The sequence below is a fragment of the Xenorhabdus griffiniae genome, assembly GCF_015163655.1.
Classification (GTDB): Bacteria; Pseudomonadota; Gammaproteobacteria; order Enterobacterales; family Enterobacteriaceae; genus Xenorhabdus; species Xenorhabdus griffiniae.
Genome location: NZ_JADEUF010000075.1, coordinates 1 through 19,834, shown reverse-complemented (window position 1 = coordinate 19,834; position 19,834 = coordinate 1). Strand labels below are relative to the sequence as shown.

Annotated in this window: 17 protein-coding genes and 2 pseudogenes; 7 read left to right on the top strand and 12 right to left on the bottom strand. The window is 42.0% G+C overall.

The window, feature by feature from the left end:
* The 3 genes from IQ211_RS12515 to IQ211_RS12505 all read left to right on the top strand — a co-directional run.
* The coding region (locus tag IQ211_RS12515; RefSeq protein ID WP_228011592.1) for an IS1 family transposase at nucleotides 1-96 on the top strand (96 nt) is incomplete at its 5' end.
* Between the two features lie 20 nt (nucleotides 97-116).
* Nucleotides 117-284, top strand: a complete 168-nt coding sequence (locus IQ211_RS12510) for a hypothetical protein (RefSeq protein WP_189760477.1) — start codon at nucleotides 117-119, stop codon at nucleotides 282-284.
* A gap of 167 nt (nucleotides 285-451) precedes the next feature.
* A complete protein-coding gene (locus IQ211_RS12505; RefSeq protein WP_223281781.1) occupies nucleotides 452-808 on the top strand; it encodes an acetyltransferase in 357 nt (118 codons plus the stop codon).
* 120 nt (nucleotides 809-928) lie between these two features.
* On the opposite strand, the gene ushA is transcribed toward IQ211_RS12505, so the two are convergent.
* Entirely contained in the window at nucleotides 929-2,596 is a 1,668-nt protein-coding gene (ushA, locus tag IQ211_RS12500) for a bifunctional UDP-sugar hydrolase/5'-nucleotidase UshA (RefSeq protein ID WP_189760478.1), read from the bottom strand.
* Nucleotides 2,597-2,837: 241 nt separating this feature from the next.
* Here ushA and IQ211_RS12495 point away from each other — a divergent pair, with 241 nt between their 5' ends.
* Nucleotides 2,838-4,055, top strand: coding sequence for an MFS transporter (locus IQ211_RS12495; RefSeq protein ID WP_189760479.1), 1,218 nt, complete (start codon nucleotides 2,838-2,840; stop codon nucleotides 4,053-4,055).
* Nucleotides 4,056-4,287: 232 nt separating this feature from the next.
* Nucleotides 4,288-6,000: a YbaL family putative K(+) efflux transporter gene (gene ybaL / locus IQ211_RS12490; protein ID WP_189760480.1), complete on the top strand. Its 1,713-nt coding sequence runs from the start codon at nucleotides 4,288-4,290 to the stop codon at nucleotides 5,998-6,000.
* 63 nt (nucleotides 6,001-6,063) lie between these two features.
* On the opposite strand, the gene IQ211_RS12485 is transcribed toward ybaL, so the two are convergent.
* The 9 genes from IQ211_RS12485 to apt form a co-directional block, all read right to left on the bottom strand.
* On the bottom strand, nucleotides 6,064-7,374 hold the full coding sequence (locus tag IQ211_RS12485) for an inosine/guanosine kinase (RefSeq protein WP_189760490.1): 1,311 nt from the start codon (nucleotides 7,372-7,374) through the stop codon (nucleotides 6,064-6,066).
* A gap of 220 nt (nucleotides 7,375-7,594) precedes the next feature.
* Nucleotides 7,595-8,707 carry an LPS O-antigen length regulator Wzz(fepE) gene (gene wzz(fepE), locus IQ211_RS12480; protein ID WP_189760481.1) on the bottom strand — a complete coding sequence of 371 codons (1,113 nt, stop codon included), beginning with the start codon at nucleotides 8,705-8,707 and terminating at the stop codon, nucleotides 7,595-7,597.
* Nucleotides 8,708-8,871: 164 nt separating this feature from the next.
* Nucleotides 8,872-9,837 (bottom strand): ferrochelatase, encoded by a 966-nt coding sequence (gene hemH, locus IQ211_RS12475; RefSeq protein ID WP_189760482.1) that lies wholly within the window; start codon nucleotides 9,835-9,837, stop codon nucleotides 8,872-8,874.
* A 164-nt stretch (nucleotides 9,838-10,001) separates the two neighbouring features.
* The gene (adk, locus tag IQ211_RS12470; protein ID WP_189760483.1) at nucleotides 10,002-10,646 is read right to left on the bottom strand and encodes an adenylate kinase; all 645 of its coding nucleotides are present in this window, start codon (nucleotides 10,644-10,646) and stop codon (nucleotides 10,002-10,004) included.
* A gap of 169 nt (nucleotides 10,647-10,815) precedes the next feature.
* Entirely contained in the window at nucleotides 10,816-12,705 is a 1,890-nt protein-coding gene (htpG, locus tag IQ211_RS12465) for a molecular chaperone HtpG (RefSeq protein WP_189760491.1), read from the bottom strand.
* A 202-nt stretch (nucleotides 12,706-12,907) separates the two neighbouring features.
* Nucleotides 12,908-13,516 (bottom strand): recombination mediator RecR, encoded by a 609-nt coding sequence (recR, locus tag IQ211_RS12460; RefSeq protein ID WP_189760484.1) that lies wholly within the window; start codon nucleotides 13,514-13,516, stop codon nucleotides 12,908-12,910.
* Entirely contained in the window at nucleotides 13,516-13,845 is a 330-nt protein-coding gene (locus IQ211_RS12455) for a YbaB/EbfC family nucleoid-associated protein (RefSeq protein ID WP_038219125.1), read from the bottom strand. Before IQ211_RS12455 ends, recR begins: the two co-directional genes overlap by 1 nt.
* A 47-nt stretch (nucleotides 13,846-13,892) precedes the next feature.
* Nucleotides 13,893-15,857: a DNA polymerase III subunit gamma/tau gene (gene dnaX / locus IQ211_RS12450; protein WP_189760485.1), complete on the bottom strand. Its 1,965-nt coding sequence runs from the start codon at nucleotides 15,855-15,857 to the stop codon at nucleotides 13,893-13,895.
* Nucleotides 15,858-15,954: 97 nt separating this feature from the next.
* A complete protein-coding gene (gene apt, locus IQ211_RS12445) occupies nucleotides 15,955-16,506 on the bottom strand; it encodes an adenine phosphoribosyltransferase (protein WP_189760486.1) in 552 nt (183 codons plus the stop codon).
* Nucleotides 16,507-16,628: 122 nt separating this feature from the next.
* Between apt and priC the strand changes: the two genes are divergently transcribed.
* A complete protein-coding gene (gene priC / locus IQ211_RS12440; RefSeq protein WP_189760487.1) occupies nucleotides 16,629-17,171 on the top strand; it encodes a primosomal replication protein PriC in 543 nt (180 codons plus the stop codon).
* Between the two features lie 20 nt (nucleotides 17,172-17,191).
* Nucleotides 17,192-17,356 (top strand): pleiotropic regulatory protein RsmS, encoded by a 165-nt coding sequence (rsmS, locus tag IQ211_RS12435; RefSeq protein WP_189760488.1) that lies wholly within the window; start codon nucleotides 17,192-17,194, stop codon nucleotides 17,354-17,356.
* Between the two features lie 13 nt (nucleotides 17,357-17,369).
* Here rsmS and mscK read toward each other — a convergent pair.
* A pseudogene (mscK, locus tag IQ211_RS12430) lies at nucleotides 17,370-19,721 on the bottom strand (mechanosensitive channel MscK); the annotation flags it as partial.
* Between the two features lie 17 nt (nucleotides 19,722-19,738).
* A pseudogene (locus IQ211_RS20155) lies at nucleotides 19,739-19,834 on the bottom strand (IS982 family transposase); the annotation flags it as partial.

Sequence of the window (19,834 nt, the reverse complement as noted above, 5' to 3'; positions counted from 1 at the left end):
GCAAGACTGACTCGCAAGACCTTATCTTTTTCAAAATCCATAGAAATGCATGACAGAGTCATTGGGTATTATTTGAACATTCGTCACTATCAATAAATTGGAATCATGACCATAAAATGGCAACTTCATCATTTTTCCGCCCCATTGTTATCACTGATCCAAAAGCAATTAAAATGCTTAGAAAGGCTAATAGGAAGCCAAGAGAAAATAATTTTGAGACAATCGATTTTGAAGCACAGCAAAAAGAGGCTATAGAGATATTAAAACGAAAATTCTCACTCTAAGTAAAATTCTGGCGGCCTTTGGTAGTGACAGAGCAAGAGAATATTTACTCTCATTTTCTTGTCCCCCTAATCATGACGTAGAATCATTTTTACATTTAAAATCAATTAGATTTGAACAAGCTGATGCAACAAGAACCTATTTAATTCTAGATAAAGAAGGATTATTATTGGCTTATTTTTCTTTAACATTTAAGGAGATATCAACAAATAATCTTGCCATTTCGAAGACAAAGATAAAAAAACTTAACGGTATCAGTAAAAATGCCAATTCTCTAAAAGTTTATTTAGTTGGTCAAATAGCTAAAAATTTTTCATTACGTAAAAACCCAATAAGCCTTAGAGACATTTTATTTCATATCAATGTCACCATTGAAAAAGCTCAAGAATTAATAGGAGGGAGAGTAACTATTTTGGAATGCGAAAACAATTCAAAAATTATCACCTTATATGAAAAAAATGGACTTGAAAAATTACCAACCAAAGGAGAAAGCAATTCATTAATTACCATGCTATTTAATCATTAAGTTATTATTCAGTTTCAACCGTTCTTATTTATGCATAACACGCCTTATTGCTAATAAGCAAAAGACCATCTGCAAGAACAGATGGTCTTTTTATGCAAATAACTAACAGCAATCTATTGCTCAATTGTTATTATTTATATGAATTTCACCTTTCGGTTCATAATCAGAAGATTTCAATGGAGAGTGTTTTTCAATATATCCTTTCAATACCTCAGCATCGACAAACCCTGTGTCAACATAACCAAGCAAATTATCAATCCGTGGATAACCATCTCCGCCAATCGCGTTAAAGTTTAACGTCGCCATGCGGTAAGTTTTATTTGGATCTAATGGCTTACCACCAATTTTTACCTCACTGATATTCTTACCCTCTTTCACGAAGCTCACATTATAGAACTGACCATAAGCGCCAGAATCCTTTTCCATATTTGCTACAGCCGTCAAATAGGTCAAAACTTCGCTACCTTTGAAGTCCACATAAACCAGTTGGTTAGCAAATGGATGAACTTTCATGACATCCTTGTAAGTAATATCCCCTGCTTCAATAGAGTCACGGATTCCACCACCGCTCATCACTGCAAAATCAGCGTTTGTCCGTTCCATCTGAGCAGCTAATACAAGGTGTGCCATATTCGTTTGCACGAAACGTACTTTACTGCGATCACCTTCTAATTTGTTATCTACTGAGCCTATTTTCACATTAAGGATCTTGCTGCCCTTATCTTCATAAGGTGTCAGCAACTTAAGCATTTCAGGATTTTGCTTAATTTCATGGGTATAGTAAACACGTTCCGTACTGCCATCTTCTTTTGTTACTTTTTTCTTTAAGTTAATCGGGATCAATTGATAATGAACTAACTTGAATTCACCATTACGGAATTGAAAATCAGCCCGACCTACATATTTCCCCCATTCGTGAGCCTGAACAATCCATGTGCCATTTTGGCGATCAGGAGAACAAGGTGTACCCGGAACATAATCCACTTGTTTATAGTTTTTATTCTCCGCAGACATACACACCGGATCTTGTGAGTGTCCCCCCACAATCATATTCAAATAACCCGCAGGCAAACTACGTGCCATTTCAACATCTCCCGGCGCATTCGTACCATGATGACCATCGTCATAGTGCCCCATGTGGGTTGCTGCAATAATCACGTCCGGCTTTTCATTCTTTTTCAGCTCTTCAATAACTTTTTTGGCTTCTTCAGCAGGAACACGGAATTCAACATCCGGAAAATTAGCCGGATTACCGATTTTCGCGGTGTCATCGGTTGTCAGGCCAAGAACCGCTATTTTCACGCCTTGCTTATCAAAAATAACATATGGCTTAAACAAGCGCTTGCCTGTGCTGGTTTGGTAAATATTGGCAGAGAGAAATGGGAAGTTTGCCCATTTTTGTTGTTGGAACAAGACATTTAAGGGCTTATCAAATTCATGGTTCCCCAATGCCATCGCATCGTATCCCACCAGATTCATGCCCTTAAAATCTGGTTCAGCATCTTGCATATCTGATTCTGGTACGCCGGTGTTAATGTCACCACCTGACAATAGCAATACGCTACCTCCTTTCTTGGCAACCTCCTGACGAATGGAATCTACCACCGTTTTTTGAGCCGCCAAACCATATTCACCATAATCGTTATGCCAGAAATGGCCATGATGGTCATTAGTATGCAAGATGGTAATGTCATAGGTTTTATCTTTTTCCCAGGCGTTTGCAATTAACGGTGCCAGTGACAGCGAAATTGCAAGGGCGCAAATTGACGCTTTAAACGATAGTTTCATGGGGTATCTCCATGTATTTCAAAATCTTATTAGTTATATGATGGTAGTGGTTCATCCCTTTCAAACCGCGGCTTAAAAGATTTCACCTTTTTGATATTGCACCCAAATTATATAGGTATAAATAAAAATTTTGTTAATTATCTAAGATGTATTATGGTGTAAAAATTAAACAGAAATTCAGCAAACCTAAAAATTTCCCCCTATAAACTTTATTGATAATGACATTGATAAGCGAATAGATATGAGTGAAAAAAGTAAAACAGCCTTGTTTCCAACTTCACCAACAAAAAAACATCGCACCGTTTTTTCAATTCTCGGCGCCATCAGCTTATCTCATATGCTGAATGATATGATTCAATCGTTGATTCTGGCGATTTATCCACTGCTGCAATCTGAATTTACTCTCAGTTTTATTCAGGTTGGGATGATAACTCTAGCCTATCAGGTAACAGCATCTCTATTGCAACCCCTTATCGGTTTGTATACCGATAAACATCCGCAACCCTATTCATTGCCTATCGGTATGGGATTTACCCTATCTGGTTTGCTTCTGCTAGCTTATGCTGAAAGTTTTTCAATTATATTAATGGCTGCCGCATTGGTTGGTACGGGATCATCCGTTTTTCATCCCGAATCGTCACGAGTCGCACGTATGGCTTCAGGTGGACGTCATGGTCTGGCGCAATCTTTATTTCAAGTAGGGGGAAATTTAGGAAGTTCATTAGGTCCGCTGTTAGCCGCCATTTTTATTGCGCCTTATGGCAAGGGGAACGTCGGTTGGTTTTCCCTGGCAGCACTGTTGGCTATCGTAATCCTCTTGCAAGTCAGCCAATGGTACAAGATGCAGCATCGGGTTATCTCCCCCCTGTCTTCTCGTACTAATGCCCTGCCAAAGCTGCCGAGAAAAACTATTATAAATTCTTTTGCCATTCTTCTGTTACTGGTTTTCTCCAAGTATTTTTACCTAACCAGTATCAGTAGCTACTATACTTTTTACCTGATACAGAAATTTGGTTTATCCGTGCAAAATGCCCAAATCCACCTATTTATCTTTTTATTTGCCGTAGCGGCAGGTACCCTGATTGGCGGGCCGATTGGAGATAAGATAGGTCGGAAATATGTCATTTGGGGTTCAATTCTTGGCGTGGCACCTTTTACCCTGCTGTTACCTTATGCCTCTTTATTCTGGACAAGCATACTGACGGTTATTATTGGTATAATATTGGCTTCTGCGTTCTCTGCTATTTTAGTCTACGCTCAAGAGCTTATTCCCGGCAAAACAGGTATGATTGCCGGTTTGTTCTTTGGCCTAGCCTTTGGTATGGGGGGCATTGGGGCTGCCGTACTTGGCTATGTCGCAGATAAAACCAGTATAGAATTGGTTTACAAAATTTGTGCTTTTCTGCCACTTCTTGGTATTTTCACGCTGTTTTTGCCAAATTTAGAAAAAAACGCGTGAAAAACACAAGGAATACCCTGGATAAACACCATAATTATTAAAGTATTCTTCTTTGTAAACTAGCGTAAATGATGGCAAAATCTACATAAAATTACATTAAAATAATGTTTATGTAGATCATTCTCGTTTTTGCCACTCAATATATTTTTTGTAATCTTTAATTATTTATAAAATATATTATTACCTCACCTAACTACACAATTTATATACTCGCTACCCAGAAGGAGCCTTGATGGAGCACTCGACACCTCTTATCACGACCATTGTTGGCGGTTTTGTTCTTGCTTATCTGCTTGGCATGCTTGCACAGCGCCTGAAAATTTCACCTCTGGTAGGATACCTCGTTGCAGGTGTACTAGCGGGTCCCTTCACTCCTGGTTTTGTTGCCGATACATCTTTAGCTCCAGAACTGTCAGAAATTGGCGTGATCTTACTGATGTTTGGTGTCGGTCTACATTTTTCACTTAAAGATTTGTTAGCCGTCAAATCAATTGCCATTCCTGGCGCTATCGCCCAAATTGCAGTTGCAACTTTATTAGGTACCGGGTTATCAGTGCTGCTCGGCTGGGGATTACTCAGCGGCATAGTATTTGGTCTTTGCCTGTCTACCGCCAGCACAGTAGTATTGCTCAGGGCATTAGAAGAACGACAGCTCATTGATAGTCAAAGGGGACAAATTGCCATTGGTTGGCTAATTGTTGAAGATCTGGCCATGGTGCTAACGTTAGTATTACTTCCTGCAGCAGCAGGAATTATGGACAGTCAAAACGCAAATATTGGTCAATTGTTGTTAAAGATCTCTCTCACTGTTGGAAAAGTCGTTGCTTTTATTTTGTTGATGATTTTCGTCGGACGGCGTGTCATACCCTGGTTACTGGCGAAAACCGCTGGGACAGGCTCCCGTGAACTCTTCACGCTGGCTGTACTTGCCATTGCGTTAGGTGTTGCTTATGGTGCAGTGACACTATTTGATGCATCATTTGCCCTCGGTGCCTTCTTCGCTGGCATGGTACTAAATGAGTCAGAATTGAGTCATCGGGCGGCGCAAGATACTTTACCACTAAGGGATGCTTTCGCAGTTCTGTTCTTTGTTTCTGTTGGTATGCTGTTTGACCCTATGGTTTTACTCCAACAGCCTCTGGCGATTATAGGAACCCTTGCCATTATTATCATTGGCAAGTCATTAGCTGCTTTGCTACTGGTCAGAATGTTTGGACACTCACGACGCACGGCCCTAACCATTTCAGCCAGTCTCGCCCAAATTGGTGAATTTGCCTTTATCCTCGCCGGGCTTGGTGTCACGTTGGGATTCCTGGATGGTGAAGCCCGTAACCTTGTGCTGGCTGGCGCTATCATTTCAATCATGCTGAATCCTGTGCTATTTAGCTTACTGGATCGCTATTTGGAAAAAACAGAAACCATTGAAGAACAATTACTCGAAGAAACACTGGAAGAAGAAACCCAGATCCCGGTCGATATTTGTGGTCATGCCATTGTGGTGGGATATGGCCGAGTAGGAGATCAGCTTTGTCAGCGTTTACAAGAAAAAAATTTTCCTGTTGTGGTCATTGAAGATACACGCGCCCGGTTTGAAGAGTTAGGCGAAATGGGTGTCAGTGCCGTGATGGGTAATGCCGTCAATAAAGAGATCATGGCCCTGGCAAGGCTCGATTGCGCTTGTATTTTATTCCTGACAATCCCTAATGGTTATGAAGCCGGTGAGATCGTTGCAAATGCCAGAGAAATCAGGCCAGATATCAATATCATTGTTCGAGCTCATTATGATGATGAAGTCACTTACATTACAGAGCGTGGCACTAATCACATTATCATCGGTGAACATGAAATAGCACGGGCAATGGCTGATGCATTACCTGAATATGAAGAGGGTTGTCCAATAGAGCCGCCATTATTACACTCACCTGCGACTTCATCTCCAACATAATATACGAGTCAAGGAATATCCCCAAATGTGGGATATTCCCATAAAAACCCCAGACTAGCAGAATCAGCGTTCCCAGTAAGACTCTTCCAGGCTATCTTCTTTCTCCGGCAACCCTCGGGTTAAACGCGGAGAATGCTGACTCAATACCTGATAACTCACTCTATTAGCGTACTTACATACCTGAGCCAAAGAAGAATAGGTCAAATAAGAGCGCGCATGTTTGCTGGAGTTAGGTACATTCATGCGATGATAACTGTTGGCTGTAATATCATGCAGCAATGCAGATAACGCGCCATCCCCAGCACCATTAGTATTCATGATTTTTTCAGGCCCTCCCATATAGGGCTCAATATGGGAATAAACCCGCATTGGGTTTTGGCAATCCACCTTACGCATCGCCCGGCTGAATTCATAACGGTTAAATTCTGCAATCGCACCAGGCAGCAAAGGATGCAATGTTTGGCGCTTTTGTTCTTCCTCAGTGTAACCCGCCATATATAATCCAGCAGGCCCTGCGGTACATAACACCAAATCCACCCAATTTAGCGCCATGTCAGCCGCTAATAAAGGATCACTGAAACCGGTTAATTCACAAGCTTCATCTTCATTCATTGCAACAACAGAAACATTTTCAGCCAGAAAATCGCGCCACCATTGTGGATCATCCGCAATGACGTATTTTGTTCCTAATGTTAATACAACAGGTACGTTATACTTCTTCGCATATTCAATGGCTTTCATTGTTGCTTCTGGCATTGGCTCACCCGGTTTACAACGCACCAAATAAGCTGTGATCACCAATGCTGACGCTTCCGCAATAATATGTTCAGGGATGCTTTCTGGACGAAGCTGATTCATTAATCCCGGACTGATCGCAAATGTTCTTTCACCATTTTCCGTCACTAAAGTAAAACAACGGCCAATTGGGCCATCAACTCCCTGAAGATGATTTAGATCCATACGACTGGATGTATTGCAGAGATAACAATATGCATAACTTCCTATTTGGATGTTATTACACATTGCGCCAAGCAGGACGGATTTATCATCAGCCAGCACAGAATAGTTGTGCAAAGTATTGCCGATAGTACCACCCGCAAATTCATGGCTGATGAGATTCTTCTCTGCCAGTTCCTTGTAAAGCGCCTCGGCTACATCATCTTCAATGACTAACGAGTGTCCCTGGCTTAGGTTATAACGCTGGATAAAATCCTCATCAACTTTGGCTTCAATATCAACCAGTGTCTGGTCAATGCCAACAATGTAGGCTTGATTATTTTCAGTATCCATCATCTCTTTGATGGGTTGGAGCAGAGGATCTCTTAAACTGACAGGAAAATAGTGTTTAGATTTACGTTTACCAGGGAATTTCATAATTAATTGTTGCGGCAGAGCTAAAATATGCGGCATGTTAGCATAATATAGTGTTTCACAATACCGAAGAGAAACAAAAAATGCAGCGACAAAAATGAAGACAGCCAATGTTATTTCACAACATTGGCTGCCGAAACATGTATGCATTAAACTTCAAGTTGCAATTTACAACACTATATGAAATCACACACATCTTGAAGTTAGATTGGTATAGATAATATTAAGCCTCTTGTTTCTGGCGACTACGTACCATGTGGCGCAACAGTACATACATGATGGATAAAATAAATCCAATAAAGCCAGCTCCAATCAAAATCAGCAAACGCTTAGGTGAATCTTTTACAGTTGGTTCATAAGGTTTCTGCATAAACTTGAAAGGCACAAAATCAACAGTATTCACATTCACTTTTTCCAGATTTTTGATATACAACTGACGGTTACGCAGGTCTGCATCAATTTTAGTTGGATCAGTGACTTCTTCAGTAATCTGTAACTTACGTTGCAGTGCATCAGAACCCAGTGCAATCGAATAATCCGGGTCATCCTTGATCATAGCTCCACCATTCGATACTGGTTTTTTAATTCCGGCAGAATTAGCAAGAGAAATCGCATACTTCAATCGCTCAATATCTACGCTGCGCATATTAGCGATACGTTCCAAATCAAGTGCATAAAGCTTTTGCGAGTATTCCAGTTTCTCATGAACCATATCACTCAGCTCCTCTTTCACTTGATCGCGAACCACCGAAGAGACGAAATTGATATAGCCACTTAATAGATTGTAAGCATCTTTTGCATTGTCAGCACTGAAAGAGAGTTTGGCTTCATCGACAATTTCATCATCCTTCTCTTTTTTGGGTAAAGATATGACAATGTTTTTATTAACAATTTTCTCGATTAGTTTTCTTTTTTCCTGCTCAGAACTATTTTGGTTCTTAGCAAGCAATGTCTTGAAGTAATCGGTATTAACCAAATATTCTTCACTCAATACACGTGAGTTATAATTTTCAATAAACCGTTTATACAGTGATCCTTCTGTGACTTTGGGATCTATACTCAGAACATGTAAATCCGTTAATGCATTCTTCAATGGCTGAAACTCCTCCAGCCCTGGTTTTACTACAGCCGCTGTACTGGTCCATTTTTGTGGTAAAAATGATGCGATACCGAAACCAATAATTGCAAAAACGAAAGATACTGCAATGATCAAATATTTTGATTGGAAGAGGACAGAGAATAGTTCAAACAAATCAATTTCATCCTCCCGCGCTGGAGGATAGTAGTTTGCATGTTCTTCATAAAAATCAGGGTGTTTAATAGGTTTATTACTCATTATCTATATATCCAATCTAAATAATTATGCTTTTCATTGATATGCAAGCCCTTTCTCTCGCTTATCGTATTCATTGGTTAAAAAACCATATCCTTAAAATCATACGACGATCAATGTCTGCTGTTCATCATGTGTGATAATGTCTCATAATAAGCAATTGCATGTTATTTCATGACATTACTTATCAACTGTTCAAGCAAAGAAATGTGGACTTTATTATCATTAAGTGCAGAGATATATTCAAACTTTTTCCCACCAGCTTCTAAAAAGATAACTTTATTCTGTTGCTTAATCTCTTCCAACGTTTCCAAACAATCTGCCGCAAACCCCGGACATATCACTTGAACATGTTCCACACCTTGGCTGGGTAACGATGCCATGGTTTTATCTGTATAAGGCGATAACCACGGTAAACAACCAAAACGCGACTGATATGTCATCATCATTTTATCTGCGGGGTAATCCAGTGCCTGACTCAACAGATCAGTTGTCGCCTGACAATCCTGTGGATAAATATCTCCCATCTTTACCAGACGTTCAGGAATACCATGATAAGAAATAATTAACCGATCAGGCTGACCATGTTTTTCAAAACTCTGCTCAATGGTTTCCTTTAGTGCTGCAATATAAGCAGGATGTGTGGCATAACTACGAACAAAATGCAGGGTAGGAATTGTCCGGTACTCCCGCAATATTTTACTGATCCTGTCAAAAACCGCTGCCGAAGTTGTACTGGAATATTGAGGATAAAGTGGCAGTATAATGAGAGCCTCAATACCCTGTTGTAACAAACTCTCTACGGCCTGAGATAAAGAAGGGGAGCCGTAAGTCATTCCCAAAGCAACAGGGATATCTGCCAACCCCTCACCCAGTAATTTCTGCTGACGACGACTATAAACTAATAAAGGAGAACCTTCTTCCATCCAAATTTCTTGGTAAAGCTTAGCAATTCGAGCAGCACGGAAAGGAAGAATAAAACCATTTAAGATAGGTTTCCAAATAAATGGCGGGATATCAACCACCCTTCTGTCACTCAGAAATTTTGCCAGATAACATCTTATTGCTGCTGGTGTTGGTGCATCAGGTGTACCGAGATTCACTAATAGGACACCATACTTCTTGCTACTCATTCCTCAGAGCTCCATTAAAATGACTGACAATCTAGTATAAAACATGAATGATAGTTACATGTAACATTTCATGGAGTAAATTTCTCTAAGGTAGCGTGAACGACAAAAAAAGTCAGGCGGTATGAAAACCGCCTGTTATAACAATTCAAGAGAGCTCGAAATCATTAGCCCAGAATATTAGCCAGCTCCGCGCTAACTTCCGCTACTTGACGAGTGCCATCAAGTTTGAAGTATTTTGTGTTACCGGCCTGTGCTTCTTGCTGATAGTAAGAAACCAGAGGTGCAGTTTGGGCGTGGTATTCAACCAGACGTTTACGGACCGTATCTTCCTGATCATCTTTACGGATAGTCAGCTCTTCGCCTGTCACATCATCTTTGTTTTCCACTTTTGGTGGATTGAATTTGATGTGGTAAACACGACCGGATGGCGCATGTACACGACGGCCAATAATACGTTCAACGATGATTTCATCAGGAACGTCAAATTCCAACACATAGTCAACCTCGATACCAGCGTCTTTCATGGCATCGGCCTGAGGAATCGTGCGTGGGAACCCATCCAACAAGAAGCCATTATGACAATCATCTTGTTTGATGCGCTCTTTAACCAATGCAATGACCAGCTCATCAGTTACCAGCTTACCATTATCCATCAGCTCTTTTGCTTGCAAACCCAATTCGGTGCCCGCTTTTACCGCAGCACGCAGCATGTCACCTGTAGAAATTTGGGGGATCCCATATTTCTCCATGATAAACTGTGCCTGAGTCCCCTTACCGGCGCCTGGCGCGCCCAGTAGAATAATACGCATTGCGTAAATCCCCTTGCTATTTGCTTTTCATATTTTAGAGAAAACGTACCACCATACCATTTGAATGGGGGATGGCTCAAGAAAACAGGTAAACGTTTCCGCATTAACTAAAAAATAAACCACGCTCCATTTGTGTTGAAGCGTGGTTTTTATCATTATCTCAATAAGTTTAAGCTTTTTCAGCTAATAATAATTGATTCATACGACGAATAAACTGGTTTGGATCATCCAATGTGCCACGTTCAGCAAATAACGCTTGATCCAACAGCAACTCTACCCAATCAGCAAATTGAGCGTCATCATCAATGTCAGCCGCTTTTTTGACCAGAAGATGTTCTGGATTCAGCTCAAAGTTATAACTGACTTCTGGTGCAGACTGGCCCGCTGCCGCAAATAGCTTCGCCATTTGGGTGCTCATCGCATTAGCATCGGTTGTTACAATAGCTGGGGTATCGGTCAGACGATGAGTTAGTTTCACATCTTTCACGCGTTCACCTAGCAGAGTTTTCACGCGCTCAACAAATGGCTCCAGTTTTTTGTCTGCTTCTTCTTGCTCAGCCTTGTTTTCATCCGCCAGTTTATCGAGGGATTCATCCGCCTTGCTGACAGATTGGAATGATTTACCATCAAATTCAGTCAGGTAGCTCATCATCCATTCATCAATGCGGTCAGACAGCAACAGAACTTCAATGCCTTTCTTACGGAACAGCTCCAGGTGTGGGCTATTCTTCGCTGCGGCATAGCTATCCGCAGTAATGTAATAAATCTTCTCCTGCCCTTCTGCCATGCGGCCAACGTAATCTTCCAGAGAAACGGTTTGAGCGGAGCTGTCACTATGAGTCGTAGCAAAGCGCAGTAACTTAGCAATAGCTTCTTTGTTTGCGCCATCTTCGGCTGGACCTTCTTTCATCACCAGGCCGAACTGCTGCCAGAAGGTCTGATATTTTTCTGCATCGTCTTTTGCCAGCTTATCCAACATTTGCAATACACGTTTAGTCAGCGCGCTGCGCAGATTACGTGTGATTGAACTATCTTGCAAAATTTCACGGGAAACGTTCAATGGCAGATCGTTGGAATCGATCAGACCACGGACAAAACGCAGGTAATTTGGCATGAACTGTTCAGCTTCATCCATAATGAAGACACGCTGTACGTATAGTTTCAGGCCATGTTTATGTTCGCGGTTCCACATATCCCACGGTGCCTGGGAAGGGATGTATAGCAAGCTGGTGTATTCCTGCTTACCTTCAACGCGGTTATGACTCCAAATCAAAGAGTCAGTAAAGTCATGGGAGATGTGCTTATAAAACTCTTGGTACTCTTCATCACTGATTTCAGCTTTATTACGAGTCCACAAGGCTTGGGCTTTGTTGATTTTTTCCCATGTAACGGTAACTGAATCGTCTTCTTCGTTTTTAGTTTGGGTTTCAATTTCAACTGGCAAGGCAATATGATCTGAATATTTACCAATGATAGAACGCAGACGCCAGTCATTGAGAAATTCGCTTTCCCCATCTCGTAGATGCAGGGTAATTTCTGTACCACGATCGGCTTTTTCAATATCAGCAACAGTGTAGTCACCTTCTCCTGTTGACTCCCAGAATACGCCTTGTTCAGCGGGTGCTCCTGCTGCACGAGTACGTACGGTGACTTTGTCAGCGACGATAAAGGCAGAGTAGAAACCTACACCGAATTGACCAATCAATTGGCTATCTTTTGCTTGATCAGAACCAATGGACTCAAGAAATGCTTTAGTACCAGATTTTGCAATCGTTCCCAGATTATTGATCACTTCATCACGGGACATACCGATACCGTTATCGCTGATGGTGATAGTTTTCTGTTCTTTATCAAGAGCCAGACGAACACGCAATTCACCATCATTTTCATACAGCTCAGGGGCAGACAATGCTCGGAAGCGCAATTTGTCAGCCGCATCAGATGCGTTTGAAATTAGTTCACGAAGAAAAATTTCTTTATTGGAATAGAGAGAGTGGATCATCAATTGCAACAGTTGTTTGACTTCAGACTGAAATCCACGGGTTTCCTGATCTTTCATGCTCATTTATTACCTCAATCTAAATCCAGTTCAGATATGTAAAATCGGACGATGGTAATCAAATGGGGATAGATATGGAGAGTTTCAAGTTAAGATAGCAATAAGAATGTAAAATTAGTTTGATAAACGGGTAAGTCAGCGATGGATGGCGGCATAATCAACAACACCATCCATTAAAATCACCTACTAATTGGGGAAAGAATCACAAATTCGTGATTTTCTGCCGGCCAGCCAGCGAATGAGACAGTGTTGTGCCATCCACCATTTCAAGCTCTCCACCCACAGGGACACCGTGAGCAATTCGGCTGGCTGTCACACCATATTGAGAACACATTTCTGCAATATAGTTTGCCGTTGCCTCTCCTTCGACAGTTGGATTAGTTGCCAGAATGATTTCTGACAAGGTTTCAGAAGATAAACGTTCTTCTAAACGATCTAAACCAATATCCATTGGCCCGATACCATCCAGTGGCGATAAATGCCCCATCAGGACAAAATAACGTCCCGCAAACTGCCCCGTTTGTTCGACGGCATGAATATCTGCGGGACTTTCCACTACACAAATCTGACCATTCTGCTGACGACGGGGATTAGCGCAAATCGTGCACTGTTCCTGTTCCGTGAATGTCCGACAATCCTGACAGTGACCAATTTCAGACATCGCTCGTGTCAGTGCCTGGGCCAATCGCATCCCACCACTGCGATCTCTCTGCAATAGATGAAATGCCATCCGCTGTGCAGATTTTGGGCCTACGCCGGGCAAACAGCGCAGGGCTTCCATCAGAGATTCAAGAAGAGGACTGGTTTGCATTAGAATGGCATCTTAAATCCAGGTGGTAACTGCATTCCACTGGAAACACTGGCCATTTTTTCTTTCTGGGTTTCTTCAATACGGCGAGCTGCATCATTGAATGCCGCTGCAATCAGATCTTCCAGCATGTCTTTATCATCGTCCATTAAACTTGGATCAATTTCAACCCGGCGGCAGTTATGTGCACCATTAATAGTGATTTTTACCAAGCCTGCGCCAGATTCGCCTGTCACTTCCAGATTTGCAATTTCTTCCTGCATTTTCTGCATTTTTTCTTGCATCTGCTGGGCTTGTTTCATCAAATTGCCCAAACCACCTTTACCAAACATAATTTTCTCTCTTCGCTATCGCCACAGCATAAAATACACTGCGGCAGTTAAACAGGCCGGATACTTTCTTCATCCAATTCTGCATCGAATAGTTGCTGAAGTGTTTGAATCGTTTTATCCGAAATAATGGATTGACGCGCTTGTGCCAATTTTTCTTCATAAATGGCTTGTCGCCACTCCAGAGGCGTTTTTACCGCAGGATTATCATCTTCAATGATATTGAGTTCAATAGGTTTTCCATGCAATTCACTTAATGCTTCAGTCAACGCTTTCTGAGCCGATGCTGAATTAAGGTGACGCTGCTTTGAACGTAAATGCAAACAAAGACGATTTTCATCAATCTGTTCTTTAAAAGCATTCAGTGCTACCTGTTGAACCAATTTGGGAATATGCAGTTTATCAATTTCCGCAGCCCATGGGTCCCTTTGTTTCGATTCAATAGCCAGCTTTTCCGCCAACTCTGCTGTTTTCTCGTGCTCCAAAGCGGCTTTGATCGCTTTTGGCGTCGCAGTCGGGCGCTGTTTCTCTTCCCCACTATTCGTTGCCCGCCAGCGATAAGCTTCTTTTTTTACCGAATTAACCGGCTTAGACTCCCGTGTTTTAGGGGGATGAGATTGAGACCGTTGTTCTGCCACCGCCACTAATCTCTCCAACGCCGAACTTGCCGGCTTCGCCTTCGCAGACTCTGCCGGCTCAGGCTTTTTTAGTGGCGTATTTCCTTGACGCGTCAGCGAACTTCTTGCTTGCAATAGCTTCGCTGTAGGACTGTTTGCAATAGGCGATTCACTGCCTATCGATTGGGATATTGTCTGCTCAGGACGCTCATTTTCTTCTTTATTTGACGTCAACTGCTTTGCAGATAGCTGGGCCGAAGGTGGTGCTACAGCGTTTTCCGCAGCAGGTGGTAATATTTCCTCAATGACTGTTTTGGGATGAAAAGCCAGGGCGCGCAATAACGCCATTTCCACCCCCATCCGTCGTTCTGGTGCATAAGGAAGCTCCTTGCGCCCTACCAGTAACGCTTGATAATAAAGCTGCAAATCCGTCGGGGATATTGCTCTTGCCAACAAACGCAACCGCCCTTCCGTTGAAGAAGGCTCACTTTCAGGTTGCTGAGGCAATAGCTGGAGCATGGCAATCCGATGCAACAGCGACAATGTTTCAACCAGCAAATTTTCCCAATCGACACCACGAGTTGCCACTTGTTCCACCAATGCCATCATTTGTTGGCCATCTGCACGCACTAGCGATTCAATCATCGCCAATGGTTGGTCATCATCCAGCGTTCCCAGCATCTGGCTAACAATATCTGATGTCAGCTTCCCGCTACCAAGAGCAATAGCTTGATCCGTTAAACTCAAGGCATCACGCATACTGCCATCTGCTGCACGGGCAAGTAGCTGACGGGCACGAGCATCACTTTCTATCTGCTCTGCATTAAGGATATGTTCCAATTGGCTACTGATTTGATCCACATCGAGTGTTTTCAAATGGAATTGCAAACAGCGTGAAAGAATAGTCACTGGCAGTTTCTGTGGATCTGTTGTTGCCAGAAGGAATTTCACATGTTCTGGTGGTTCTTCCAATGTCTTCAACAATGCATTGAAACTATGGCGAGAAAGCATGTGAACTTCATCAATAAGGTAAACTTTGAAACGACCTCTGGCAGGCGCATACTGGACGTTGTCCAACAACTCGCGGGTATCTTCTACTTTTGTTCGGGAAGCAGCGTCGATCTCAATCAGATCCACAAACCGCCCCTGCTCAATTTCAAGACAATTGGTACACTGACCACATGGAGTCTTAGTTATACCCGTTTCGCAATTCAGTCCTTTTGCCAACAGACGTGCAATAGTGGTTTTTCCCACGCCACGAGTGCCGGAAAAAAGATAAGCGTGATGAAGGCGTTGGTGCTCAAGACCATTCGCCAATGCAGTCAACACATGTTGTTGACCAATCACATCAGAAAATATTTGTGGGCGCCACTTACGGGCAAGTACCTGATAGCTCATGAATACCGAGGAAATTGAACATGACTGACTAACATGCTAGCACAGCCTCACCATTAACGGCGAGGCTGATGTATCAATAATGCAAAAAACAGAATAATCAGTGACCGGGGAATTCAACGAGAGTGTAGCTGTCAACACCTTGTTTTTTCAAACGTTCAACACCACCTAAATCTGGCAATCCAATAACGAATGCCGCTTCGGAAACTTGCCCTCCCAGACGACGAATCAGGCGAACCGTCGCATCAATGGTGCCTCCCGTTGCAAGCAGATCATCAATAACCAGCACCTTATCCCCTTCCTTGATGCTGCTTTTATGGATTTCCAGTGTATCTGTACCATATTCCAGATCGTAAGTTTCGCTCAACGTTTCACGCGGTAATTTACCTTTTTTACGAACGGGGATGAAACCAACCCCCAATCGCAGTGCAACAGGTGCTCCGAATAAGAAACCACGTGCTTCAGTACCAACAATTTTCGTGATGCCTGTATTCTGATAACGAGCTACCAATAAATCTATCGTAGCTTGGTAAGCCTCTGGATTATCAAGCAATGTCGTAATGTCACGAAAAAGTATTCCCTCCTTTGGATAATCAGGGATGGTTTCGATACTATCTTTAATTAATTGCAGTTGTTGTGCATTAGCGGTCATAATTGATGCCAGCCAGATTTAAAAAGAAAACGGTAAAATCTATTCAAACTGCCGAAAAAAAGCAACTGCCAAGCCAATGAAAGGGCTTTAACAGATAGATTATTAATGATAATGAGATGCTAATGGGCATACAAAATTTATTAAGTACACTTGAAAAACAAGTCAGTACCCTGGAAAAAGAGCTTGCTTTGCTGCCTGATACCCCTTTTTCCACTGCCCGTTTTGATCAAGTGTTGTTTCACCACCGCAGCAATAAACTCGGTGGATACCTGCAAGAGATCAGACAGAACCTGGAACAATTGAAATCCTGTGTAAGCGATTATCGTATTGAACAAGTGAAATTCCTTGCCGAGCGTTTAGTAACACAAATAGAGGCACTTAAACGCGAATTATCAACCAAAGATCTACGAAAGCAGGAGGATAAATTTGAGCGCCGATCACAAAAACAAGATCTTTATCAACGTCTGGCAGAACATCAAGATTATGAACGCCGTTTAATGGCAATGGTTGATGACCGTGAATTACAGTTAAATAAACAAACTACACTGGCCAATAAGCACAAACTGCAAAAAGAAATTGCAGCGTTAGCTGGTAGGCTCGCCCGCTGCCGTCAAGCATTAATGCGAATCGAGAAGGCGATAGAAAAACAAGAGCATTCTGATTAATCACAAAGGAAACAGTAGCTATGGCTCTGGAACAAGCGCCACCTGAAGTACAACTCGCAGTAGATCTTATTTATCTGCTTGAATGTAACGAGATTTCCCCTGCTATCGCACTGGCAGCACTAGAAATCGTCAAACACGATCTTCAGGGGAAATTGAAAAAGCAAACCCAGCAATCTGAAGACTAGGCCCACTCCTCATTTATCTGGCGATTGGCTTCTGTACTTCTTGCAAACTATCTCCCTGTCCATTGTGTAAGTAAACTTCTAGCTGATTAAATGCAATATTGATGTCGTTTTCCCGACATAATTTATCAATACTGCGGTTAACTTCGTCTACAGTACGGCTACGATCACCCAATTCTCGGACATAAAGCCGCAATTCATGATCCAGTGTACTGTTGCCAAAATTCATAAAGTAGACTTGTGGCCCTGGCTCACTCATTACGCGGGCGTTTTCACTTGCTGCTTTTAACAAAACCTCTTTGACCTTATCAAGATCAGAGCCATATGCGACACCAACCTTAATAATAATCCGCGTGATGGTATCGGAAAGTGTCCAGTTTATCAGACGTTCTGTCACAAATGCCCGATTAGGGATAATCACCTCCTTGCGGTCAAAGTCTGTAATCGTCGTCGCCCGAATACGGATTTTACTAACAGAACCGGAATAATTTCCTATCGTTACTGTATCGCCAATTCGAACAGGGCGTTCGAACAAAATAATCAAACCCGAAACAAAGTTAGCGAAAATTTCCTGCAAACCAAAGCCTAAACCGACTGAGAGTGCCGCCGCCAACCATTGTAATTTATTCCACGAAACACCCAATGTTCCTAACGCTGTAATTCCACCAATACCAATAATTAAGTAAGTCAATGTCGTTTTAATGGCATACGAAGAACCTTGTTGCAACTGCAAGCGGGATAACACCAACACTTCCAGCAGCCCTGGCAAGTTTCTCATCATGACCCAAGAAATGACCAACATCGCTATTGAAAGTACCAAATCTTTCAAGGTCACGTGATTCAGGACGTTGCCCAGCTCTGTTGTCGTGCTGTATTGCCACAAGTTGATCCCATCAAGATAAGAAAATACCGTCACCAGATCAGACCAAATCCAATAAAATGCACCTAAAAAGATCAAAAATAGCACCATGGTAGTTAAACGCAATGATTGCTGATTAATGCGATCTAAAGCCATTGGCGGTTCTTCCGTCATTTCGCCTTCTCCCCCTTCTTTCGTGAGGGACTGGCGACGAGCAACAGCACGCCGATAAGCAATGCGACGCGCCGCAATTCCCAATCCTCGCAGACAGGCTTGATAACTGATATGCCAGAGAAACAGTAAATACAAACTATAGAGCCAACGTTCTGCCAGACGTAAAGTTGTATAGAAATAACCCGATATCATCAACACCATCAGAACCAACGGAGCAAAAGTTAATATTGTCACTACGATAGTACGGATCATATGTGAACTCTTTTCACGCCATACATAACGACAGAATGGAAAAATAAATAGAAAAACAAAGAACAAGCAGATCAATACCGTACACTGTCCAATCACATCATCAGACAGCCGCAAAGGATATTTAGCCCCCAATGTTATCCAGAACAAAATAGGCAGTAATGTCATCGACAGGCGAACAAGATTTTTGCGGAATAAATGACAAACCGTACTGTCCAGAGAAAAATGTTGCTCTCCAATCCCACCTTTTACCAGGATCTGGTAACTGCAACTATACATAATCCAAAAAAGCGCCAACTGACGGGAGAATCCCCAAATCAAATCCCCAAAATCATCACCTGATTTCGAATACCAATAACCTATCGCCAACACGATAAAAGCGAGTGGCAAAGTTTTTATTAATGTCAGTATGAGGGCCAATGGGGTATGCAGTTGACTGTCACGGCGAAACTGCCCTACTTCGCCCGCTATTTTTTTCAATTGTTCGTTAATGCCTTTGGTTTGCCAACGTAAAAACAGACCAACTAACACAAGAGGAATGACAAAATGAATAGAGTTTTTTAGCCCCGTAATCAGTCCGGTAAGCGTTAAACGAATATCCAGATGACTCAGTTCTTCTTGAACTAGTTCAGGCAAGGATTTTAACCATGCCACGTTCATGGGTTTGTTACTGTTAACCCAAAAAATTTGCTGGACAAGAGTTTGCTCCAGTGATTCAGAAACATCCAATAACTGTTGCTGATCCATTTGCAAGTTAATGGCATAAGTAATCTGATTTCCCAACTGATTATTGAGCTGCTCTAAAAGCTCACAATGAACTTCCAGGATCTGGTTGATAGCATTATGGACTTCATCCACCATTTCATTGGATGCATTTTTAATTTGATTACGATTATTAATCAATAAGTTATTGAAATAGTTATTCCCTTGACAGAGTCGATCTCGCTCCTGATTAATTTCAAATTGCTCCAGGCGCAAGTCAGCTATTTTCGTTGGTAAATCTTTTGTCAATACATCGTGCGGTATTTTCAACTGTTCCTGAAACAGGATACGTGATAACAGTAAGCTGCCACGTAATACCTTAATTTACGCGATGCTCAACTTTAACACCCAATAACGAGCGTTTGTTGAAGCCAGTCGCGTTGTTTTTTACCTTGTTTAAAGTTGGCAAAAATACCCAATGTGTGAGAAAGCAGCTT